Here is a 22,212-nt window from a genome sequence, read left to right as displayed (position 1 = left end):
TCCCCTCACCTACCCCGACTGCGTCGGGGGCCTTCCTCTCCCGCTTCGCCGGAGAGGCTGCGAAGCGTCTTCTCCCGCTCCTTCAGCGGGAGAAGAAGGGACCCGTTGCGTGAGCAACGGGGAGATCAGGGGACGTCAAGGGATTCTGCGGAGCTGCCTTCCCCTCGCCTGCCCCGACTGCGTCGGGGGCCCCTCCTCTCCCGCTTCGCCGGAGAGGCTACGAAGCGTCTTCTCCCGCTCCTTCAGCGGGAGAAGAAGGGACCCGTTGCGTGAGCAACGGGGAGATGAGGGGACGTCAAGGGATTCTGCGGAGCTGCCTTCCCCTCGCCTACCCCGACTGCGTCGGGGCCCCCTCCTCTCCCGCTTCGCGGGAGAGGACGCAAAGTCGACTCACTCCCCGTAGGGCACCCAGATGTTCTTCACCTGCACGGCACGGCGGAGATATTCACTGCCCTGCCCTTGCGCGCGCGCCAGCCAGTCACGCGGGCTTGAAGACGCCCACGTCGCCTTGAGGTTCCCGGCGCTCAGCTCCTCCACCGCCTTCACGCCCGGCCCGAAATACCAAAGTGCCGCCACCTCATCATGCTCCGCCAGGGTCTTCGCCAGTTCGTCGCGCTCGCCGGTGACCGTGTTGACGACGCCGCCCGGCACGTCGGAGGTGTCGAACACCTGACAGAGATCGGTTGCCGCAAGAGGCGCGCGGGCTGACGGCACGGCCACCACGCGGTTGCCCATGGCGATGGCGGGCATCACCAGCGAAACGAAGCCGAGCAACGGCATCTCGTCGGGGCAGACCACGCCCATCACGCCCCACGGCTCGTTCATTGCCAGCGTGACATGGCGGGACTTGGTGCTGTGCACGCGGCCATCGTATTTGTCGGCCTGTGCGGCGTACCAGAAGATGCGGGCGAGCGATGCCTCGACCTCGGTTCTGGCGGCCCTGGCGCCCGCACCCATCTGGCGCAGGCGCGCGGCGAATTCGGCGGCGCGGGCCGAGAGGTTCTCGGCGACATAGTAGAGCACCTGCGCCCGGCTGTGCGCCGTGGCGGAGTGCCAGCCGGAGGCCTTGGCTGCCGCTTCCACCGCGTTGCGGATGTCCTTTCGGTTGCCGAGGCCAGCCAGGCCGATGGCCCTGCCATTTCCTCCATGGACGGAATAGCTGTGGCCCGAATCCGGCCGCATCTGCCTGCCGCCGATATGGAGCTTCGCCGTGCGGTCGATGGGCTGGGCCGCCGCGCTCGCGGGCGGCAGGGCGCTGAGCGGGGCCGCCCTGGCGGGCGCCGCGGCCTTCAGCGCCGCTTCCCAGGACGGGACGAGATATTCATGCAAGCCTTCGCGGCCGCCCTCGCGGCCGAAGCCGGACTCCCTGTAGCCGCCGAAACCGGCGGCGGCGTCGAACAGGTTGGTGGAGTTGATCCACACCACGCCCGCCTTCACGCGCGCCGCGGTGTCGAGCGCCAGATTGATGTTCTCGGACCACACGGTGGCGGAAAGGCCATAGCGCGTCTGATTGGCGATCTGCACCGCTTCCTCCGGCGTGCGGAACGTCATGACGGCGGCAACGGGGCCGAAGATTTCGACGTCCATCACGGTGGAAGACGGCTCGACATCGGTGAAGAGGGACGGCGCGAACCAGTTGCCGGACGTGGGGAGATCGCAGGATGCCTGCAGCAGCGTGCCGCCCTCGGCCTTGCCCTGCTCGACGAGTTCGGTGATGCGCTTCAACTGGATGGGATCGACGATTGCGCCCATGTCCATGGACTTGTCCAGCGGGTCGCCCACCCGCAGCGTCTGCATGCGGCGGCGCAGCCTGGCGATGAAGCGTGGCGCGACGCCCTCCTGCACCAGGATGCGCGAGCCCGCGCAGCAGACCTGGCCCTGGTTGAACCAGACGGCATCGACCACACCTTCCACTGCTGCATCGAAGTCGGCATCCTCATGCACGATGAAGGGCGACTTGCCGCCCAGTTCCAGCGACAGCTTCTTGCCCGAACCGGCGGTGGCCTTGCGGATGAGGCGGCCCACTTCCGTGGAGCCGGTGAAAGCGATCTTGTCGACGCCCGCGTGACCGGCGAGCGCCGCGCCCGTGGCGCCGTCACCCGTGACGATGTTGACCACGCCCGGCGGCAGGCCCGCCTCACGGCAGATTTCGGCGAAGGCCAGGGCCGTCAGGGGCGTGAACTCGGCGGGTTTCAGCACCACCGTATTGCCCGCCGCCAGTGCCGGCGCGATCTTCCACGCCAGCATGAGCAGCGGGAAGTTCCACGGGATGATCTGGCCGCAGACGCCGACCGGCTGATGGCCGGGGAACTCGTCCGCGATCAGTTCCGCCCAGCCGGCATGGTGATAGAAATGGCGCGCCACCAGCGGAATGTCGATGTCGCGCGACTCGCGGATGGGCTTGCCGTTGTCCATCGTCTCCAGCACCGCCAGGAAGCGCTCGCGCTTCTGGATGATGCGGGCGATGGCATAAAGGTGCCTCGCACGCCCGTGGCCGGAGCGTTTCGACCATGCGCCAAAAGCCTTGCGTGCGGCCTTCACCGCCGCATCGACGTCCGATGCGGAGCCCTGGCTGACGCGGGCGAGCACCTGGCCGTCCGCGGGATTGGCGGTGTCGAAGCTCTCCGCCGAGGGCTTGGTGAAGACGCCGCCGATGAAATGGCCGAAGCCCTTTTCATGGGCCTTGAGCCACTCCACCGCATGGGCGTTGCTCTCGGGCGCCGGGCCATAGTCCATGGTGTCGAGAATGTCGCTGACGCTGGGCATGATGATCTCAGGCGAGGGGCTGGCGGGAGGCCGCGGCATAGCGGCCGGTGACATGGTGTTCGAGCTGGCGTTCGATGTCAGCGAGCATGGAGGAGGCGCCGATGCGGAACAGGTCGGGCTCCAGCCAGCGGCGGCCCAGCTCCTCCTTCATCAGGATCAGCCAGTTCACCGCGTCCTTCGCCGTCTTCAGGCCGCCCGCCGGCTTGAAGCCGATCTCAAACCCGGTGACCGCGCCATAATCCCTCAATGCACGGACCATCACGAGGCTGACGGGCAGCGTGGCGTTGACGTCCTCCTTGCCCGTCGAGGTCTTGATGAAGTCGGCGCCGGCCTGCATGGCCACCATCGAGGCCTTGTAGACATTGCGCAGCGTCTTCAGGTCGCCCGTGGCGAGGATGGCCTTCATGCGCGCCCCGCCGCAGGCCTCGCGCATGGCGGCGACCTCATCGTAAAGGGCGGCCCAGTCCTGCAGCAGCGCCAGGGCGCGGTGGATGACGATGTCGATCTCCCTCGCGCCCTGGTCCACCGCATGGCGGATTTCGGCAAGCCGCTGCGCAAGCGGCGTGAGGCCCGCGGGAAAGCCGGTGGCCACCGAGGCGACGGGAATGCCGGAACCCTCCAGCGCCTTCACGGCGTGCGGCACCATGGCGGGATAGACGCAGACGGCGCCCACCGTGGGCATCCCGGAAAGTCCCAGCGCCGTGACGATGTCGTCCCGCAAGGGCCGCTTCGCCTTGGCGCAGAGGCGGTGCACGCGGCCCGGCGTGTCGTCACCGGCCAGCGTCGTAAGGTCGATGCACTGCAGCGCCTTCACCAGCCAGGCCGCCTGGTAATTCTTCTTGACCGAGCGGCGCGCCGGGATCGACGCCGCGCGGCGTTCGGCGGCGGAGAGGTTCACCTGCGCGTCCTCGAACCAGTCGGGGGTCAGGGCCGTTCCCGGATTGCGCGCAACGGCCGCGAAGCGGGTGGCGGCGCCGGCGGGGCGGAGTTCATTCATGACGCATACTCCTTGCGGGCCGGGCCCCAGGCACTTGGAGGTTGTTTAGAGCAAATGGGAAGAACGGGAAATGGTCTGTCTCCTCCACCCATCATGCCCGGGCTCGTCCCGGGCATCCTTTGCGGGCGCCAAAAAGGATACGCGGGACAAGCCCGCGTATGATGGTCATGAGGGATCACGGCTTCACTTCGGAAACATCAATCCCTTGAAGGCCTTCGTCTGCTCCACCAGCGCGATTTCCGCCGGCAGCCGCTCCATGGACGAGGCGCCGTAGAAGCCGTGGCAGTTCTGGGTGTTGGACAGGATGAACTGCGCATCGGCCGGCAGGGAGACGGGGCCGCCGTGGACGATGATGATGGCATCCTTGTTGACCCTCAGCGCGGCCTCTGCCCATTCGTCCACCAGCGCCGGGCAGTCGGCGAGGTCCAGTGCCGTTTTGGAGCCGATGCGTCCGCCGGTGGTGAGGCCCAGGTGGCAGACGATGATGTCCGCCCCGGCCCTGGCCATTGCCTCCGCCTCGCCGGCGTTGAAGACATAGGGCGTCGTCAGCATGTCCTTGGACCGGGCGAGCCGGATCAGGTCCACCTCAAGGCCATAGGACATTCCGGTCTCCTCGAGATTGGCGCGGAACACGCCGTCGATAAGGCCCACGGTGGGGAAATTCTGGATGCCGGAAAAGCCCATGTCCTTGAGCCGGTCAAGGAAGGGATCGAAGAGGCAGAAGGGGTCCGTGCCGTTCACGCCCGCCAGCACCGGCGTGCGCCTGGCGACGGGCAACACCTCGCGCGCCATCTCCACCACGATCTCGTTGGCATTGCCATAGGCGAGGATGCCCGACAGCGAGCCGCGGCCCGCCATGCGGTAGCGCCCGGAATTATAAATGACGATGAGGTCGATGCCGCCCTCCTCCTCGCATTTGGCGGAAAGTCCCGTTCCCGCCCCGCCGCCCACGATGGGGATGCGGCGGCGCTTCATGTCCTGGAATTTCTCCATCAGGCCCAAGCGTTCGAAGCGCGGCACGTCAGGTCCTCCCCTGTTTCGATGACCACAGCGCGATCCGCAAAAGTGGAACCCGCTTTTGCGGCAGGATCACGCTCCAGCATATGGTCTGGCGCATGTTCTTTAAAGTCAGGCGATTCCGCCTGAACGGAACATGTGCTAGGCCCAGCTCGCCGCGAATGCGCCCACCGCGATCAGGATGATGATGCAGCTGATCACCCAGTGCCTGGCGGTGAATTGATGCAGCATCATTGCTTCGCCACCTTCGGCGTGAAGGCCTGCACCATCAGTCTGGCCTGTTTCACCTGATCGTCTGTCATGCCCTTGGCGATCTGGTCGCGATAGTTCGCTGCATTGTCGAAGCCCGGCTCGTTGGCGCACAGGTCGAGCCACATATAGGCGGCGATCGGGTCCGGCTTCACGCCGCGGCCCTTCCAATAGGCAAGCCCCACCTCATACTGGGCCTGCGGCTCGCCCTGGTTCGCCGCCATCAGCAGCCAGTTCATGCCGGCGGCCTCGTCCTGCCTCACCACGTCCTGGCCCTTCATCAGCCACCAGCCGAGTTTCAGCTGCGCCTCCGCATTGCCGTTCTTGGCCGCTTCGCCCCACCAGAAGATGGCCTGTTTGTTGTCCAGTTCCACGCCGTTGCGGTTCTCGCCCTTCAGGCCCCAGCTGCGCGGCCCATACATCTCGCCGATCAAATAGGCGGCTTGCGCATTGCCGTCCTTGGCATAGGGCAGCAGCAGGCTCAGCGCCTTGGCATAGTCCTCGCCATGGAAGGCGGCCATGCCGTCCTGATAGGCATCGGCCGAGGCCACACCGCCCGAGGCGGCCATGATGGCGAGCGCCAGGGCGCCTGCGCGAAGATCGAACGTCATGGGAAACCTCCTGTGAAAAACCGGCCGGCACGCGAGGCGCCCCGGTCCGGCTGTCATCTCCGCTCCACCTCTAGGCCAGGGGGCTGGGCAGGGCAATAGGGCCGAACGCTCATACCGTCGGCCGGCGAGTCCCCCCCCTCTCAGCTCGTCACCCCAGCGGAAGCTGGGGCCCAGCTTTGGGCATCGGCCCCGCGGAAAGCTGGATCCCAGCTTTCGCTGGGATGACGGTAAGGAGTGTGTTGTCGCCTGGTTGCGCAATAAAATTTCGCAACGCTTGCCCAATAATGTCCATTTCGTGTCCACTTCCCTTAGGTCAAGTTGCGCAATAAAGTTTCGCAACTTTTGGCGGTTGCACGCGGGCCGCCAAACGCGCGTCAACAACACCATCGCTTTTGCATCCCAAAATGCATCCGCCCGCAACATGCGGCAACGCAAAAGCAACGCCGGTGGACCCCGGTGTCTCCGTCCTCTGGTTCTAGGCTGATACCAGCCCTTGGCGCTAGAAGGCGCCCAACCAGACCTAACGCCAAGGAACCGACCCATGCGCATGACCACCGAAGAGGCTTTCATCAAGGTTCTCCAGATGCACGGCATCGAGCACGCCTTCGGCATCATCGGCTCGGCCTTCATGCCGATTTCGGACCTTTTCCCCAAGGCCGGCATCACCTTCTGGGACTGCGCGCATGAGGGTTCGGGCGGCATGATGGCCGACGGATACACCCGCGCATCGGGCAGGATGTGCATGATGATCGCGCAGAACGGCCCGGGCATCACAAACTTCGTTACTGCTGTAAAAACAGCATATTGGAACCATACGCCCCTCCTTCTGGTGACGCCTCAGGCCGCCAACAGGACCATCGGCCAGGGCGGCTTCCAGGAGGTCGAGCAGATGGACCTGTTCAAGGACATGGTCGGCTATCAGGAGGAGGTGCGCGACGCCTCCCGCGTGGCCGAGGTTCTCAACCGCGTCATCATGAACGCCAGGCGCCTCTCGGCCCCCGCCCAGATCAACATGCCGCGCGATTTCTGGACCCAGGTCATCGACATCGAACTCCCCGCCGCCGTCGCCTTCGAGCGCCCGGGCGGCGGCGAGGAGGCCATCGCCGCCGCGGCTAAGCTGTTGTCGGAGGCCAATTTTCCGGTCATCCTCAACGGCGCGGGCGTTGTGCTGGGCAATGCCATCCCGGCCTCCGGGGCGCTGGCCGAGCGGCTGTCGGCCCCGGTCTGCGTGGGCTACCAGCACAATGACGCCTTCCCCGGCTCGCACCCGCTGTTCGCGGGGCCCCTGGGCTACAACGGCTCCAGGGCGGCCATGGAACTGATCAGCCGGGCTGACGTGGTGCTGGCGCTTGGCACCCGCCTCAACCCCTTCTCCACGCTCCCCGGCTATGGCCTCGACTATTGGCCGAGGGAAGCGAAGCTGATCCAGGTCGACATCAATCCCAGCCGCATCGGCCTCACCAAACAGGTCAGCGTCGGAATCGTGGGCGATTCCAAGAAGGTAGCGGAGGGCATCCTGGCCAAACTGTCGCCGTCGGCGGGCGACCGGGGCCGCGAAGAGCGGAAGAACCTGATCGCTCAGACCAAGTCGCGCTGGGCCCAGCAGCTCTCCTCCATGGATCACGAGGACGATGATCCGGGCACCAGCTGGAACGAGCGCGCCCGCCAGGCCAAGCCCGGCTGGATGAGCCCCCGCATGGCCTGGCGCGCCATCGAGGCGGCACTCCCCCGGGAGGCCATCATCTCCTCCGACATCGGCAACAATTGCGCCATCGGCAATGCCTACCCGACCTTCGAGCAGGGCCGTAAGTATCTGGCGCCGGGCCTTTTTGGCCCCTGCGGCTACGGCCTGCCGTCGGTCGTCGGCGCCAAGATCGCCTGTCCGGACGTGCCGGTGGTCGGCTTCTCCGGCGACGGCGCCTTCGGCATCGCGGTGACGGAGATGACCGCCATCGGCCGCAAGGAATGGCCCGCCATCACCCAGGTGGTCTTCCGGAACTACCAGTGGGGTGCTGAAAAGCGCAACTCCACCCTCTGGTATGACGACAACTTCGTGGGCACCGAACTTGACACCCAGGTGAGCTACGCCGCAATCGCAAAAGCCTGCGGACTTCAAGGGGTTGTGGCTCGCACCATGGACGAGCTGCGCGATGCCCTCGCCACGGCCATCGAGGATCAGATGAAGCATGCCAAGACGACGCTGATCGAGGCGATGATCAACCAGGAACTGGGCGAGCCCTTCCGCCGCGACGCGATGAAGAAGCCGGTCGCCGTGGCCGGGATCGACGCCAGAGACATGCGCCCCCAGACAGTGTAAGTCTCGGCGCTGGGCCGCGTATTCGGGACTCAGTCACGCTTTTGCTGCATTCCCTTGGTGTGAGGGCGATCGTGAGGAGCACGGACCATCATGGCTGAATCGCAGAAAGCATCCGAGATCCGCGAACGCGGCCGCGCGTGGCGGGACACCATGCTTCAGATGACCGCCACCATCATGATCCCGCTGACCATCGCGGGGATGGGCCTCTATTATACGCGCTGGCAGCAGAATGTGAATGATTTGAAGACGATGATCGACTTGGTGAGCGACGACAAGCCGGAGCGCCAGAAGTACGGCATCGCCATGTTCGAGTATCTGCTGAAGAACGACAAGGTGCCGGTCGAATTCGTCGCCGCCCAGCTTGACTATGCCAACAATGCCTCCGACCCGCAGCTGCTGCCCGCCATGGAGCGCGCGCTGACCAAGGCGGCGCAGTCCAACGCCAATGTTCAGGCGGTGTTCAAGGAGGCGGTCGAGCGCCTGCCGTCTCGGGTTTTCGTCAATGTTCTCAATGAGCAACAGCGCGCCTGCTTCTCCAAGCTGCTGACCGGCCTCAAGGATAATGACGGCGCCGCCATCACCGTGCCCTCCATCACCATGGCGAAGTGGGACGGAAAAGTGAATGAAATCCGCGCCATGAACGATGACGACGTGCCGAAGGCGGAGGCCATTGCCGAGTGGCTGCGCAACATGGGCTTCGACATCCAGGTGGTGAACCTCACCAATATCTGGGCCGGCGCAAGGAAGGTGCGCCCCAACACCTTCGAAATCTGGTTCGGCGACAAGGACCTGCCCTCCATGTGCACCGGCAAGGACGTAACCCTCGCGTCGCCGCCGCCGTCGAATTGATCAGAGCCGGTAGGCCCGAATTCCGTTGTCGCGGAACAACTTGCGCCTCTCCTCCGGCGTGCAGCCCGCGGTCGCCCAATCCAGCACCCCGATCCAGTCGGTATATTTTCCTGCCAGCTCCGCCACCGGCCAGTCCCCGCCATACATGATCCGGTCGAAACCGAAGCTGTCGATGACGTGATCGATATAGGGCCGCAGCTGATCGCGGTTCCAGTTTTCGTGGTCAGCTTCGGTGGTTACGCCGGAGAGCTTGCACATCACATTGGGAATCCGCGACAGCTCGCGGATGTGTCGCTTCCACGGTTCCGTCAAACCGTCCTTGATGCCGGGCTTGCCGATGTGATCGAGGACGAAGGACACCTCGGGGCAGCGGCGGACGAACTCGATGACGTTGCCGAACTGATGATGATAAATGCAAATATCGAAACTATAGCTGTACTTAGGCAGCAGTTTTGTCGCGGCAATGAAGTCCGGACGCAGCACGAATTCGGGGTCGGACTTGTTCTGGATGAGACGCCGGATGCCGCGTATGACCGGCAAGCGGGAGAGCCTTTCAAGATCGGCCTCGAGCTTTGGCCCCTCCTCAAGCGGCAGAGAGGCGACACAGCCTTTGAGCCGCGGGTCGCTGCGGGCCAACTCCTGCACCCATGCGGCCTCGTCCATGTGCTGGGGGTAGTCGACGTCAACCTCGACGAAGACCATGTTCCCGATCACGCAGGGCTTCGCCGCCTGATCGAGGTCGTGGATCGTCCAGTCGCGCCCGAGCCTGGGCGCGCCGCTCGCCCAGCCGTACTTGAACTTCGAGGTGTCCAGCAGGTGGACATGGGTGTCGGTGATGGGAAAATCGATCATGGCGCTCCGTCCCGGTTTTTCGGGCAGGCTAGCGCAACATCGGGCGGAGGTGAACTCGTTGATTGCACTGAGGAACTGCGCCACCCCGGCCAGCGTGTTGTCATGACTGAAGGAGACGCGCGCGCAACCTCTGGGCCGCCGCCGGGCACAGCACCCGGAGCGCGCGCCGGTCCCCGGTCAGTCTTCCGACATCGTGGCGCCGGGGTAAAAGGGAAGCTCCCGCACCCTTGTGCCGCTCAGGCGGTGATAGGCATTGGCAAGGGCCGGCGCCACGCAGGGCACGCCTGTTTCGCCCACGCCGCCCGGCATGGTGGTGGCGGGATCGCCCTCAAGGATGTCGACCGTCACCTGCGGCATGTCGCGCGCGGTAAGCACGCGGTAATTGGAGAAATTCTGCACCTGCGGCACGCCGTTGGCAAAGGTCACGCGGTTGTAAAGCGCGGAATAAAGGCCGTGGACGAGGCCGCCCTGCATTTGCGCCTCGACCGCATCCGGGTTGATGACGAGGCCGCAGTCGATCACGTAGTGCGCCTTGGTCACCCGGATGCGCGAGACATTGTCGAGCGCGATTTCGAGCGCCAGCGCCACATAGCTGTTGAAGCCCTTGAGGAAGGCGACCCCGCGCCTTGCCGCCGCCATGCCCGTGTATCGGAGCGAGGCCTTCAGCGTCTGCAGCACGCGGGCGGCGCGCTGGTCGGCGCCAAGCATGCGCAGACGGTAGTCGATCGGGTCCTGGTTCAGCGCCAGCGCCAGCTCGTCGATGGCGCTCTCGATGGCGAATGTGTTGTAGGATTCGCCCACCGAGCGCCAGTAACCGAGCGGGATTGCGGTGGGCAGCGGCGCGAATTCGATGCGGCGGTTGGCAATTCCATAGGGCAGCTTTACCGCGCCCGCCACCGCACCCGTGTCCTCCGGGTTGGCGCCCTGCTGGAAGCTGATCGAGGCCGAAACGTTGCGGTAGACAAGGCCGCCGATGCCATTGGCGTCTCCGCCGAGGCGCACGCGCATTGAGGCATAGGGGCGGTATTTGTCGTTCTTGAAGTCCTGCGGCCGCGACCAGGTGAGCTTGACGGGCTTGCCCACGGCGATCGCCAGCTTCACCGCCTGCAGCACATAGTCCTGCTCGATCTTGCGGCCGAAGCCGCCGCCGCAGAGCATGGAATTCACCTTGATCTGCGCGTCGGTGAGGTTGGCAAGGCCCGGCACGCTGCGCACGGTGCCCGGCACGAAGCTCTGGCCCTGGGTCGGCAGCCACAATTCCACCAGCGTGACTAAGCCGTTGGTTTTGGTGACTGACACGGTGGCGTTCATGACCTCCATGCAGGCATGGGCGAGAAAGGGAGCGACATAGGTGGCGTCGATGGCGCCGGTCTTGCCATCGGGGCTGCCGACGGTTTCAAAGACTTTCAGGTTGGCGGGAGCAGCCGCCGCCTGCAGCGCCTGCGCAGCGCTGGCGAGGGAGCCGGAATCGAGCAAGGCGCGGTTGGCGGGCAGTGCCCAGGTGACCTTGGATTGCAGCGAACTGGCGATGCGCATGGCGTTCCATGTGTTGCTGGCTACCACGCCCACGGCATTTCCGAGATTGACCACGGCGAGCGCGCCGCTGGCCTTGGCGGGGCAGCTCTTTACAGTGCCGGTGAGGGTGGGGCTGTGCGCCACGCTGGCGAACACCATGCCCGGCAGCATGACGTCCATGCCGAACTTGGCAGAGCCGTCTACCTTGGCCGCGAGGTCGATACGGCGCACACGCTGGCCGACGATGCGCTTGGTGCCGGCAAAGGGCGCGCTGGCTGGAACGGGCGTGCTTGCCACCTTGCCCAGGACCGAGGCGAAAGTTTTGACGCCGTAGATCGCGTGATTCACCTTGCCGCCGCCGGCGAGTGTCCATTGTTCCACGGCGCCGCCGAAGGTGAGGGCGGCCGCGGCGCGCAGCCGCCAGGCCGCGATGGCGGAGGCGCTGCGCAACGGCGCGTACCACATCATGGTGGAGGTCGAGCCGCCGGTGAGCTGCAGGCCCCAGCCGGGCAGGCCATAGAGCGCCGGGTTGACGGGGGCATGCTCGAAGCGCACCTGCGCCCAGTCCAGCATCAGTTCCTCGGCCATGATCTGGGCCAAGCCGCTGCCGATGCCCTGGCCCATTTCCGTCTGGCCGGTGATGAGCGTCACGGTGTTCGAGGCGTCGATTCGGATATAGGCGCCGACCGTGGCGCCTGCGTCGGCCTGCCCGGCGGCGAAGCCGAGCGTGACCGGCATCAGGACGGCGGCTGCCGCGCCACCGAGAAAGCTGCGGCGGTCGAGGATCATTGTGTCAGTGGTGGGCTTGGCGGACATGGTGCAATCTCCCGCTGGGGTGGTTCAGGCGATGCCGGGGAGGCCGAGGATCGCCTCCTTCACGCGCTGGAAGGTGCCGCATTGACAGATATTGGAGAGCGAGGACGCGGTCGAGGCGCGCGACTCGCCAGCCTTGAGGCGTCCGAAGGCCGCCATCAGCATGCCGGACTGGCAGAAGCCGCATTGCGGAACCTGGTGCTCAAGCCAGGCCGCCTGCAGCCTGGCGCCCAGCGGATCGGTCTTGAGGGCCTCGATGGTCATCACCGACTTGCCCGCCACTTCGCCGATCGATACGTCGCAGGATTTCTCGGGCTCACCATTGATGAGCACGGTGCAGGCGCCGCAGATCTCGATACCGCAGCCATATTTGGTTCCGGTGAGGCCGAGCTGGTCGCGCAGCACCCAGAGCAGAGGCGTTTCAGAGGAGTCGACCGTGACGGTCTTCGCCACGCCGTTCAGTTTGAATGAAATCTGCGCCATGGCTGTCTGTCCTTTCATTTCGCCGTGCCGCGCCGGACCGGCCGTGGCGGTGCAACCTCTCTTTATGCCCTTCACTTAATTGGGCCAAGCTGACGGCTTCCTGACGAAACGGACAAGTGGCGGCTGGGCGAATGGTTAGGGCGTTGCTGAGCAGATCGATCAGATTTGAAGGATCGGCCCCGCGCCTCAGACGGCGATGCGCCTCTTCGTGCCATCGCGCGCGATGTCGGCCAGCGCGCGCGATGTCGGCCAGCGCGCGCAACCCGCTCATGTTGCCGCCAGGCGCCTCACAGGCAACCTTCGTCATGGTGAACTCTATGGGGGCGACAAGGGCGGGCGTGGGCACCGATCCGAAGGCATTCTCCGGGAGCGTGGTGGCGTCCGCCATGTAGGTGATGCCGCCGCCGGGCCAGACGTAGCCGGGCGCACCGCCGACGGTAACACGGGTGACGGCCTGTTTCATCGATTGCGTCAGCCGCACCGGGTTCTGGGTGACTCCGGCGCGCAGCGAGCCTGCGCTTTCAACTGTCCTCTTCATAGCCGGCGCCGGGCTGGGCGACCTTGAAGTAGCGGCCGGGCGTGGAGCGGCGGCCCTTTATCTTGATGCCGGTGCCGGGAAGCCCAAGGAACTTGTCGGCCTGGTGCTCGGAGAGCACGCCGGTGATCTGATCATCGACCACCACCCCTCATCGACGTGACCCATCCACTGCCTGCCAACATGCCGATGGCGGCGGAGCCGCAGCCAACCCGCATGCGCTCTTCCTTCAAGCCATTGATGATCGGCGCCTTGCCGCCCTCGATGACATGGGTTGCGCCGCCGTCCGCGGTAACTTCGAGGGGCTTGCAATTGGCGAGCGCCAGCATCGCCCCGCAGGTGACGCGGCCTACCCCATTAGATCCGCCGATGAGGTGGCGCACGCCGCCCAACGAGAGCATCTGCGAGCCGTATTCGGCGGTGGTGACGTGACCGATCCGCTCGCCTTCGACCCGCACGACGGCTGTCTCGTGGCCGAGGCGGCTGTCGGTGTCGATCTTCACCTTGAGGCCGCAGCAGCTGAAGATGCCCTCCGTCACCACGGTGACCATGTCGATGCCGTCAACCTCGGAGGAAACGATGAAGGGCGCGGGCTTTTAATCCGGGTAGGTGGCGCCAGCACCGATGGCGGTGACGAAGGTCCGGGGTTCGCGGATGGTGGAGCCGTCCCATTCACGCGGTGAGGGAAGGAAGGGGACGAGGCCGCCTCCCTGAACCAACGTATGCTCGAGCGGCACATGGGGGTCTGTGCGGGTCAGCACGCCGCCGCGGTTTGCATAGCGGTCGCAGGCGTCGAGCATGCCCTCCCGAATACAGCAGAGCATGGGGCAGGCATCGCAGCGGATCTTGTCCGCCGGGGCGTCCATGGCAATACTTCGCAAATGCGAAATCGGTGTTGACAGGGATCAGATGATCTCATAATTTTTGTATGTATACAAACAAATTCCGGGACAAGGCAGGCTATGAGTGCGTTGTATGAAGAGGAAGTGCTGAGCGTCCATCACTGGACCGACCGCCTGTTCAGCTTCAAGACCACCCGCTCGCCCGCCTTCCGCTATGAGAACGGCCAGTTCACGATGATCGGCCTCGAGGTGAACGGCAAGCCGCTGCTGCGCGCCTATTCGATGGTGAGCCCCAACTACGCCGACGAGCTCGAGTTCCTGTCGATCAAGGTGGCCGACGGGCCGTTGACCTCCAAGCTCCAGCATATCCGGGTGGGCGACAAGATTCTCGTCGGCAAGAAGCCGACCGGCACGCTGCTGCTCGACAACTTGACGCCGGGCCGCAACCTTTATCTGCTCGGCACGGGCACGGGGCTTGCGCCCTTCATGAGCCTGGTGAAGGACCCTTCCGTCTATGAGCGCTTCGAGAAGGTGATCCTCGTCCACGGCTGCCGGACCGCGGCCGAACTGGCCTATGCCGGCGAGATCGAGAACCAGCTGCCGAACGACGAGCTGCTCGGTGAAGAGGTGCGCGCCAAGCTGCTCTATTACCCGACCGTGACGCGCGAGGAATTCCGCAACCGTGGCCGCATCACGCTGCTGATGGGCAACGGCAAGATGGCCTCCGATCTCGGGCTTCCGCCCGTCGATGCTGTGCGTGACCGCGTGATGATCTGCGGATCGCCCGCCTTCCTCGCCGACATCGTGGGCCTGTTGAGGGGCATGGGGTTCAGCGAGGGTTCAAGCAACGGGCCGGGCAGCTACGTCATCGAAAAAGCCTTCGTGGAGAAATAGGCCATGGCCCGAGCGGAAGCGAAGGCGACCGCTCCCGGCGGCTACCGGCTGGAAGACCAGGTGGGCTTCCACCTGCGCCGCGCGGGCCAGCGCCATGCTGCGATCTTCGCCGCCCGCATCACCGATGAGCTGACACCGACGCAATGGGCCGCTCTTGTGAAGCTCGCCGAATTCGAATCCCTGTCGCAGAACCGGCTTGGCCGCGAGACGGCCATGGATGCCGCCACCATCAAGGGCGTGATCGACCGGCTGCTGAAGCGCGCCTTCGTGGCGACGGCCCCCGACCCCGGTGATGCACGGCGCATGCGTGTGTCGATCACCCTTATTGGTCTTGCGGCGGTTGAGCGCGGTGCTCCCGCCGCAACCGTCATAACCGCCGAAACGCTGCAGCCGCTGGACGCCGCCGAGCGCCGCAACCTGTTGGAATTGCTGAAGCGCATTGGCTGAGCAAACCCCAATCCCGCCTCGTTTCTTTTGATATGATCCTGCCCGGCGTCAGACCGGGTCCCCTTGGGAGCAAACACATAACTGGAGGAAATCATGCCGATACGTAAGGGCGGTGTTCCCGGACGTGGAGTAGGCTGGAGGCGAACACGCTCGGCATCCTGCTGGCGAGCGGCGTGCTGGCAGCGGGGTTCTTCGCGGCGGTGTGGGCCGGATGGCTATGGTCACGCAAGCCCGGCTCGCTCGAAAGATTATGCGGGCGGCTGGTCCATTCGCTGATCCCGATCTCCATTGCCCATCACGCCGCGCACGATCTGGTCGACACGATCGTCAAGTCGCAATACCTGCCGCTGGCGCTGAACGAACCCTTCGGAACGGACGCCGATTTGCTTGGCATCGGCCATGCCCATGTGATGACATCTCTCCAGAATTCCGCCTCCGGCGCGCTGGCGGTCAATGCAAGGCAAACCTTCGCGCTGGTGATCGGCCTTGTCATCGGTGTTGCCGTGGCGCACTCCAAGGCGGCGGCGGAAGGCCTGCCGTCACCCTGCGTGATGAAGCTGGAGCTGCCGCTGGCCGTTTGCATGGTGGGTTACACGGCCTTTGGCCTGTGGCTGCTTGGAGCGGCGGCAATTGCGTGATGCCGGGGACGCCGCCCAGCTTGCAGGAAAGGACGGAGAGCGGGGCGCGGCTGGGCATGAGGACCGTCGCGGCACCGCGCCAGGCGGCCAGGGGTTCACGGCGGCGCTCCCCGGCGCCGCCCGCGTCCGGAGAGAGTCCGTCAATCAATTTTCCAACATAATGTCCGGCAACAACGCACTTGAACCGGGGCTTGCGGATGGTTGCCTTCACGCGCCTGAAAGCATGACGCATCCAGGCCCCGGAGCAGACTGGACGGCGAGGATAAATGCACGATGAAACATATCGTTCCCGCACTGCGCCGGAACCTCACCCGCAGGGTCAGCCGGGAGCCCGCACCCAAGGGCCAAAAGCGCCCCACCCATGACGGGCATGACCCGGCGCTGACCATTTCGGTCGCCTCCTACAATGTGCACAAATGCGTGGGCGCCGATGGCGTGTTCAATCCCGGCCGCGTGCTGAAAGTGGTCCTCGAGCTCGGCGCCGACATCGTGGCGCTGCAGGAGGCGGACCAGCGCTTCGGCAGCCGCAGGGGCCTGCTGGACTTGAAGGCGCTCTACGAGAAAGGCGGCTACCGCCCGGTGCTGGACCAGGGCTCGCGCAGGCTGAGCCATGGCTGGCACGGCAATGTGATCCTCCACCGCGAGGGCGCGGGCAATGTGGCCAACGTCCAAAAGATATCGCTCCCCGGCTTCGAGCCGCGCGGCGCCGTGCTGGTCGATTTCGATTTCTCCGGCCTGCCGCTGCGCATTATCGGCGCGCATCTGGGACTACTCAAATCATCCCGCACGCGGCAGGCGGAGGCCATTCTCCACGCGGCGCACCCGGTGGACGACCGCGCGGTGATCCTGCTGGGCGACACCAACGAATGGCGCACCGGCGGGCGCTCGGCCTTGAAGCCCTTCGATCCGCATCTCTCCGACGTCGACATGACCATCGCCAGCTTCCCCTCGCGCTTTCCGCTGTGGCCGCTCGACCGCGTGCTCACCAACCGGCATGTGACGGTCTATGAGATGCAGGCGATCGAGACGAAGCTGTCGCGCATCGCCTCCGACCATCTGCCGGTGAAAGCGGTGATCGGCGTCACCCGTGGCATCGCCGCGGCGCGGGGCGGCGCATGAGGGCGCGGTAAGCGCATCGGATCTTGTCATCTTCGACTGCGTCGGCGTGCTGATGGGCATGATGACGGAGGCGGGCGTCCCGCTGTCGCACGAGGCCTTCCGCAGCGACTTCCTGAACCGCGGCTTTGCCGCCGGGCTGGGCATCAGGGCTGGCATCGCGGCAGGCGCAGGCAGCCGGCATCGGCATTCCCCCTTGCCGATGCCCCGGGACCAGTCCATGCAGGATGATGACGGACGTGACGGGCCGACACTGCTTGCGGCAAGGAATCATGGGTCCGGTGATCCACCGCATGCGTACGAACGCCAGTTGACGACAGGAACCGCGATGCTTCTCGACCTCCAGGACGTGAGCAAGTCCTACCCCACCGGCGAAGGCGTGTTGCAGGTCCTGCGCGGCGTGAGCCTGGCGCTCGGCGCGGGCGAGAGTCTGGCGCTGACAGGCGAGTCCGGCAGCGGCAAGAGCACGCTGCTGCACCTCGCTGGCGGGCTCGACCGTCCGGATTCAGGCGCGATCCGCTTTGAGGGAAAAGACATTGCCGGGCTGGGCGACAGGGATCTGGCGGCCTTCCGCAGGGTGAGCGTGGGGCTGGTGTTCCAGCAGTTCAACCTCATCCCATCGCTCGATGTGCGCGCCAACCTGGCCTTCCAGGCGCGGCTGGGAGACCGGTACGATGCGGCGTGGACCGGGCGCCTGACGGAGCGGCTGGGACTGGCGGGCCTCCTCGACCGCTACCCCGAGCAACTCTCCGGCGGCCAGCAGCAGCGTGTCGCCATCGGCCGCGCGCTGGCAGGACGGCCGCGGCTGATCCTCGCCGACGAGCCCACCGGCAATCTTGATGAAGCCACGGGAGACGCGGTGCTGGACCTCATGCTGGCGCTGATGGCCGAGACGGGGGCCGCGCTGCTGATGGTGACGCACTCGACCAGGCTTGCGTCCCGCCTCGGGCGGCGCCTGCATCTTGCGGCCGGAAAGCTTTCCTGATGCTCACACAGGGCTTCGTCGTGCTCCTCTCGCATTGGCGGCGGCACAAGCTGCAGTTCGCCATGCTGCTGTTGGGGCTGGCCCTGGCCACCGCCCTGTGGTCCGCCGTGCAGGCCATCAATGGCGAGGCCCGCGCCAGCTATGCGCGCGCCGCCGCCGTGGTGGGGCAGGACCGGCTGGAGCAGCTCGCCCGCCCTGACGGCACGCGTTTTCCGCAGTCCGGTTATATCGCGTTGCGCAAGGCGGGCTGGCTCGTCTCGCCCGTCATCGAGGGCGAGAAGCGCTTCGGGGCGGAGCGCCTGCGCATTCTGGGCGTCGACCCGCTGACGCTGCCGTCCGAGGCCGCACAGGTGAATGTGGGCGCGGCGGATATCGGCCTTCAACGCTTCATCACCCCGCCCGGCGTGTTCATCGTGTCCGCCGAAACGGCGGAGCGGCTGAAGGGCGTGGAAACGCCGCCCCTGCGCATCAGCGATGCGCTGCCGCCCGGCATGGTCCTGACCGACATCGGCATTGCGCAAGGCCTCCTCGATGCGCCGGGGCAGGTTTCGCGCCTGCTGGTCGCGGCGAAGCAGCCCGGACATGCCAGGCCGCTGGCGGAGGTGACGCCGGATCTCGTGCGGCGCGCGCCGCCGGAGGAGAGCGACCTGTCGCGCCTCACCGGCAGTTTCCACTTGAACCTCACGGCCTTCGGCTTTCTCGCCTTCGCGGTGGGGCTGTTCATCGTGCATTCGGCAATCGGCCTTGCCTTCGAGCAGCGCCGCCCGGCAATCCGCACGCTGCGCGCCGTGGGCCTGCCGCTCGGCGTGCTGATCATGCTGATGGTGGTGGAGCTTCTCGTGCTCTCCACCGCCGCCGGGCTGATCGGCGTGGCGCTGGGCTATGGCGTGGCCTCGCTGCTTCTGCCCGATGTGGCGGCGAGCCTGCGCGGGCTTTATGGCGCGGAGGTGCCCGGCACACTGTCGGTCCGGCCTTCGGTGTGGGGGCTGGGGCTGGCGATTGCGGTGGCGGGCACGCTCGCCTCGGCGGCCTCGCGGCTGTGGCGCATCGCCTCCATGCCGCTGCTCGCCCCCGCGCGACCGCGCGCCTGGAGCCTCGCCTCGGAGCGCGCGCTGCGTCTGCAGGCGGCGGGCGGTCTGTTGCTGCTGGCGATGGCAGGGCTGACCGTGTTCCTCGGCTCGGGTCTCGTGGCGGGCTTCGCATCGCTGGGCGCGATGCTGCTTGGGGCCGCGCTGCTTCTGCCCATCATGCTGTCGGCGCTGCTGAAGCTGGGCGAGCGGCTGTCGACGCGTGTGGTGGCGCAATGGTTCTGGGCCGATACGCGCCAGCAGCTGCCGGGCCTGTCTCTGGCGCTGATGGCGTTGTTGCTGGCGCTCGCCGCCAATGCCGGGGTGGGCACCATGGTGCAAAGCTTCCGCCAGACCTTCGTGGGCTGGCTCGACCAGCGGCTGCCATCCGAACTCTATGTCACCACGCGCTCGCTGGACGAATCGCGGAAGGTGCATGACTGGCTCAGCTCCCGCAGCGATGCGGTGCTGCCGATCTGGAACGCCGACCTGCGCCTGTTCGGCCAGCCGGTGCAGGTCTTTGGCGTTGCCGACCACGCCACCTATCGCGACCATTGGACGATGCTGGAGGCGGTGCCCGATGTGTGGGACAGGATCGCGCGCGGCGAGGGCGTGCTGGCCAATGAGCAACTGGCGCGGCGGCAGAAGCTGAAGCTGGGCGACGCCATTCCGCTGCAGGCTGGCGTGAGCCTGCCGCTGGCCGGCGTCTTCTCCGACTATGGCAACCCCAGGGGGCAGGTGATGATGGGCGTCGACGGGCTGGTGAGGCTCTTCCCCGATGCGAGTCGGCTGCGCTATGCCGTGCGCATCGCGCCTGACAAGGCGCCGCAGCTCGCGGCGGAACTGCGCAAGGCCTTTGGCCTGCCGCAAGGGAACGTGGTGGATCAGGAGACGGTGAAGGCCTTCTCGCTGCGGGTCTTCGAGCGCACCTTCGCGGTGACGGCGGCCTTGAACGTGCTCACCCTCGGCGTGGCGGGGCTTGCCATTTTCGCCAGCCTGCTGACGCTGTCCGGCATGCGGCTTTCCCAGCTTGCCCCTGCCTGGGCCATGGGGCTGACGCTCAGGCGGCTGGCGCTGCTCGAGGTGCTGCGCGGCGCGGCGCTGGCCGTCTTCACCATGCTGGCGGCGGCGCCTGTGGGTCTGGGCCTTGCCTGGATGCTGCTTGCGGTGATCAATGTCGAGGCCTTCGGCTGGCGGTTGCCGATGCACCTCTTTCCGTTCGACTGGCTGCGGCTGCTGCTGCTCGCGGTGGCGAGCGCGGCGCTGGCGGCGCTGCTTCCCGCCCTGTGGCTCACCCGCCGCTCCCCCGCCGATCTCGTGAAGGTGTTCGCCAATGAACGTTAGGCTTCTGCTTCTCATGCTGCTGATGATGGCGGCGCCCGCGCTGGCGCAGGGCTTCGCGGGGCTGGGTGGCGATGCGCAGGGCTTCGCTGTTCCAAGGCGCGGGCAGGCGCCGCAGTTTCCGCGGGACCATGGCGCGCATCCGGACTATCGCATCGAATGGTGGTATCTCACCGCCAACCTCAAGGGCGAAGACGGCAAGGACTATGGCGCGCAGTGGACGCTGTTCCGCTCCGCCCTTGCGCCGGAGGAGAAGCCCGGCTGGCAAAGCCCGCAGCTGTGGATGGGCCATGCGGCGCTGACCACCGGCACGCGGCATTATTCGGACGAGCGCCTCGCCCGCGGCGGTGTCGGCCAGGCAGGCGTGACGCTCTCGCCCTTCAGCGCGGCGATCGACGATTGGAGCATGACGAGCCGCGCCGCGCCGCCGGCGGATGAACTCTCCGCACTCGCCATCACCGCCGCGGGCGAGGGCTTCTCCTACGCCCTCGCGCTCGATGCCAGGGGGCCGCTCGTGCGGCAGGGCGAAGAAGGTTACTCGGTGAAGTCCGCCCAGGGTCAGGCGAGCTATTACTACTCGCAGCCCTTCTATGCGGTGACAGGGGCCATCGCCGTCGAGGGCAAGGACATTGCGGTGACAGGGCAGGCCTGGTTCGACCATGAATGGTCCTCCCAGCCTTTGTCCAAGGACCAGACGGGATGGGACTGGTTCTCCTTCCACTTTGACGCAGGCGCAAAGCTGATGGGCTTCCGCCTGCGCGATGCGGGCGGGGGCTTCACGTCCGCCACCTGGATCAACGCCGATGGCACGCCCGAGCCGCAGCCGCCCGGCGCGCTTGAGGTAAGCCCGCTCGCCTGGGCCGAGGTGAAGGGCCACCGCGTGCCGGTGCAGTGGAAGGTGTCGCTGCCGGCGAAGGGGATCGAGGTGACGACGGCGCCGGTGAACGAGGATGCGTGGATGGAGACGCAGGTCGCCTATTGGGAAGGGCCTGTGCGGATCGAGGGCACGCATCCGGGCGTGGGCTATGTGGAGATGACGGGATATTGAGGTCCACTGGTCCACTGGTCCGCGGCCCCGTGCCGCGCGTCAATCGTCAATGAGCCCTTCGGTTGTTTCGGGCGGAAGGGGCTGCTACAATATGGGTGTCCTTCATGGATCGGATGGCAATGAACAACCCGCCAAAGGCGCCTCAGGACGGACGGTTTGAACCCGTCTCCGCCAGGATCCGCGCCCGGGTCGAAAGGGCCAACAAACGCTTTTTCGCCAATGACAACATCTCCGCCTTCATCGAGCCCGGCGAACTCGAAGCCCTGCTCGACGAGGTTGCGGGCAAGATGAAGGGCGTGCTCGAAAGCCTGGTCATCGACATCGACCATGACCACAACACCCGGGACACCGCGCGCCGCGTGGCCAAGATGTATCTGAACGAGGTGTTCCGCGGCCGCTATGTGGCTCAGCCGCCGGTCACCGAGTTTCCCAATGCCGAGTACCTCAACGAGCTGATGATCGTCGGCCCGATCACCGTCAGAAGCGCCTGCAGCCACCATCTCTGCCCGATCATGGGGCGGCTGTGGATCGGGCTTCTGCCCAACGAGCATTCGAACCTCATCGGCCTGTCGAAATACACCCGTCTCGCCGACTGGATCATGTCGCGTCCGCAGATCCAGGAAGAGGCGATCGCCCAGGTGGCGGACTTGCTGATGAGCAAGGTGGCGCCCGACGGCCTCGCGGTGGTGATGGAGGCGGATCATTTCTGCATGCACTGGCGTGGCGTGAAGGACAACGCCACCAAGATGATCAACAGCGTGATGCGCGGCGCCTTCCTCAAGAATGCCTCGCTGCGCCGGGAATTCCTCGCTCTCCTCAACCTCAAGGAT

At 66.0% G+C, this 22,212-nt stretch carries 17 protein-coding genes and 1 pseudogene; 10 read left to right on the top strand and 8 right to left on the bottom strand.

Annotated elements, in window-relative coordinates; translation table 11 throughout:
- Positions 1-390: 390 nt before the first annotated feature.
- From IOC69_RS12760 to IOC69_RS12745, 4 genes are all read right to left on the bottom strand, one after another.
- Positions 391-2,766, bottom strand: a complete 2,376-nt coding sequence (locus IOC69_RS12760; RefSeq protein WP_290543940.1) for an aldehyde dehydrogenase family protein — start codon at positions 2,764-2,766, stop codon at positions 391-393.
- A gap of 7 nt (positions 2,767-2,773) precedes the next feature.
- Positions 2,774-3,763, bottom strand: coding sequence for a deoxyribose-phosphate aldolase (deoC, locus tag IOC69_RS12755; protein WP_290543939.1), 990 nt, complete (start codon positions 3,761-3,763; stop codon positions 2,774-2,776).
- Positions 3,764-3,946: 183 nt separating this feature from the next.
- Positions 3,947-4,783, bottom strand: a complete 837-nt coding sequence (locus tag IOC69_RS12750) for a phosphoenolpyruvate hydrolase family protein (protein WP_290543938.1) — start codon at positions 4,781-4,783, stop codon at positions 3,947-3,949.
- A 227-nt stretch (positions 4,784-5,010) separates the two neighbouring features.
- Entirely contained in the window at positions 5,011-5,640 is a 630-nt protein-coding gene (locus tag IOC69_RS12745) for a tetratricopeptide repeat protein (protein ID WP_290543937.1), read from the bottom strand.
- Positions 5,641-6,181: 541 nt separating this feature from the next.
- Between IOC69_RS12745 and xsc the strand changes: the two genes are divergently transcribed.
- Positions 6,182-7,957 carry a sulfoacetaldehyde acetyltransferase gene (gene xsc, locus IOC69_RS12740; protein ID WP_290543936.1) on the top strand — a complete coding sequence of 592 codons (1,776 nt, stop codon included), beginning with the start codon at positions 6,182-6,184 and terminating at the stop codon, positions 7,955-7,957.
- Positions 7,958-8,047: 90 nt separating this feature from the next.
- Positions 8,048-8,806, top strand: a complete 759-nt coding sequence (locus IOC69_RS12735) for a hypothetical protein (RefSeq protein ID WP_290543935.1) — start codon at positions 8,048-8,050, stop codon at positions 8,804-8,806.
- Here IOC69_RS12735 and IOC69_RS12730 read toward each other — a convergent pair whose 3' ends face one another.
- From IOC69_RS12730 to IOC69_RS12715, 4 genes and pseudogenes are all read right to left on the bottom strand, one after another.
- Positions 8,807-9,658: an amidohydrolase family protein gene (locus tag IOC69_RS12730; RefSeq protein ID WP_290543934.1), complete on the bottom strand. Its 852-nt coding sequence runs from the start codon at positions 9,656-9,658 to the stop codon at positions 8,807-8,809.
- 177 nt (positions 9,659-9,835) lie between these two features.
- Positions 9,836-11,989, bottom strand: coding sequence for a molybdopterin cofactor-binding domain-containing protein (locus IOC69_RS12725; protein ID WP_290543933.1), 2,154 nt, complete (start codon positions 11,987-11,989; stop codon positions 9,836-9,838).
- Between the two features lie 24 nt (positions 11,990-12,013).
- A complete protein-coding gene (locus tag IOC69_RS12720) occupies positions 12,014-12,469 on the bottom strand; it encodes a (2Fe-2S)-binding protein (protein ID WP_290543932.1) in 456 nt (151 codons plus the stop codon).
- Between the two features lie 241 nt (positions 12,470-12,710).
- Positions 12,711-13,870, bottom strand: a pseudogene (locus IOC69_RS12715) (6-hydroxynicotinate reductase); the annotation flags it as partial.
- Positions 13,871-13,966: 96 nt separating this feature from the next.
- On the opposite strand from IOC69_RS12715, the gene IOC69_RS12710 reads away from it, so the two are divergent.
- The 8 genes from IOC69_RS12710 to folE form a co-directional block, all read left to right on the top strand.
- On the top strand, positions 13,967-14,740 hold the full coding sequence (locus IOC69_RS12710; protein ID WP_290543931.1) for a ferredoxin--NADP reductase: 774 nt from the start codon (positions 13,967-13,969) through the stop codon (positions 14,738-14,740).
- A 3-nt stretch (positions 14,741-14,743) separates the two neighbouring features.
- A complete protein-coding gene (locus tag IOC69_RS12705) occupies positions 14,744-15,187 on the top strand; it encodes a MarR family transcriptional regulator (protein ID WP_290543930.1) in 444 nt (147 codons plus the stop codon).
- A gap of 173 nt (positions 15,188-15,360) precedes the next feature.
- Positions 15,361-15,825: a hypothetical protein gene (locus IOC69_RS12700; protein WP_290543929.1), complete on the top strand. Its 465-nt coding sequence runs from the start codon at positions 15,361-15,363 to the stop codon at positions 15,823-15,825.
- 273 nt (positions 15,826-16,098) lie between these two features.
- The gene (locus tag IOC69_RS12695; protein WP_290543928.1) at positions 16,099-16,944 is read left to right on the top strand and encodes an endonuclease/exonuclease/phosphatase family protein; all 846 of its coding nucleotides are present in this window, start codon (positions 16,099-16,101) and stop codon (positions 16,942-16,944) included.
- Positions 16,945-17,269: 325 nt separating this feature from the next.
- A complete protein-coding gene (locus IOC69_RS12690) occupies positions 17,270-17,926 on the top strand; it encodes an ABC transporter ATP-binding protein (protein WP_290543941.1) in 657 nt (218 codons plus the stop codon).
- Positions 17,926-20,337: an ABC transporter permease gene (locus IOC69_RS12685; RefSeq protein WP_290543927.1), complete on the top strand. Its 2,412-nt coding sequence runs from the start codon at positions 17,926-17,928 to the stop codon at positions 20,335-20,337. Before IOC69_RS12690 ends, IOC69_RS12685 begins: the two co-directional genes overlap by 1 nt.
- Complete coding sequence (locus IOC69_RS12680; protein WP_290543926.1) at positions 20,327-21,382, top strand: lipocalin-like domain-containing protein; 1,056 nt, start codon at positions 20,327-20,329, stop codon at positions 21,380-21,382. Before IOC69_RS12685 ends, IOC69_RS12680 begins: the two co-directional genes overlap by 11 nt.
- Before the next feature lie 119 nt (positions 21,383-21,501).
- Positions 21,502-22,212: GTP cyclohydrolase I (folE, locus tag IOC69_RS12675; RefSeq protein WP_290543925.1), on the top strand; the 711-nt coding region annotated here is incomplete at its 3' end.

The organism is Aestuariivirga sp., assembly GCF_020252405.1.
Classification (GTDB): domain Bacteria; phylum Pseudomonadota; class Alphaproteobacteria; order Rhizobiales; family Aestuariivirgaceae; genus Aestuariivirga.
Note: the sequence above shows the minus strand (reverse complement) of the source record. Positions and strands in the feature narration are given on the sequence as shown.

Bases quoted from the DNA above. Each gene is read 5' to 3' on its own strand.
- IOC69_RS12760 (WP_290543940.1), bottom strand. From the start codon at position 2,766: ATGCCCAGCGTCAGCGACATTCTCGACACCATGGACTATGGCCCGGCG.
- deoC (WP_290543939.1), bottom strand. From the start codon at position 3,763: ATGAATGAACTCCGCCCCGCCGGCGCCGCCACCCGCTTCGCGGCCGTT.
- IOC69_RS12745 (WP_290543937.1), bottom strand. From the start codon at position 5,640: ATGACGTTCGATCTTCGCGCAGGCGCCCTGGCGCTCGCCATCATGGCC.
- xsc (WP_290543936.1), top strand. From the start codon at position 6,182: ATGCGCATGACCACCGAAGAGGCTTTCATCAAGGTTCTCCAGATGCAC.
- IOC69_RS12735 (WP_290543935.1), top strand. From the start codon at position 8,048: ATGGCTGAATCGCAGAAAGCATCCGAGATCCGCGAACGCGGCCGCGCG.
- IOC69_RS12730 (WP_290543934.1), bottom strand. From the start codon at position 9,658: ATGATCGATTTTCCCATCACCGACACCCATGTCCACCTGCTGGACACC.
- IOC69_RS12725 (WP_290543933.1), bottom strand. From the start codon at position 11,989: ATGTCCGCCAAGCCCACCACTGACACAATGATCCTCGACCGCCGCAGC.
- IOC69_RS12720 (WP_290543932.1), bottom strand. From the start codon at position 12,469: ATGGCGCAGATTTCATTCAAACTGAACGGCGTGGCGAAGACCGTCACG.
- IOC69_RS12710 (WP_290543931.1), top strand. From the start codon at position 13,967: ATGAGTGCGTTGTATGAAGAGGAAGTGCTGAGCGTCCATCACTGGACC.
- IOC69_RS12705 (WP_290543930.1), top strand. From the start codon at position 14,744: ATGGCCCGAGCGGAAGCGAAGGCGACCGCTCCCGGCGGCTACCGGCTG.
- IOC69_RS12695 (WP_290543928.1), top strand. From the start codon at position 16,099: ATGAAACATATCGTTCCCGCACTGCGCCGGAACCTCACCCGCAGGGTC.
- IOC69_RS12690 (WP_290543941.1), top strand. From the start codon at position 17,270: ATGCTTCTCGACCTCCAGGACGTGAGCAAGTCCTACCCCACCGGCGAA.
- IOC69_RS12685 (WP_290543927.1), top strand. From the start codon at position 17,926: ATGCTCACACAGGGCTTCGTCGTGCTCCTCTCGCATTGGCGGCGGCAC.
- IOC69_RS12680 (WP_290543926.1), top strand. From the start codon at position 20,327: ATGAACGTTAGGCTTCTGCTTCTCATGCTGCTGATGATGGCGGCGCCC.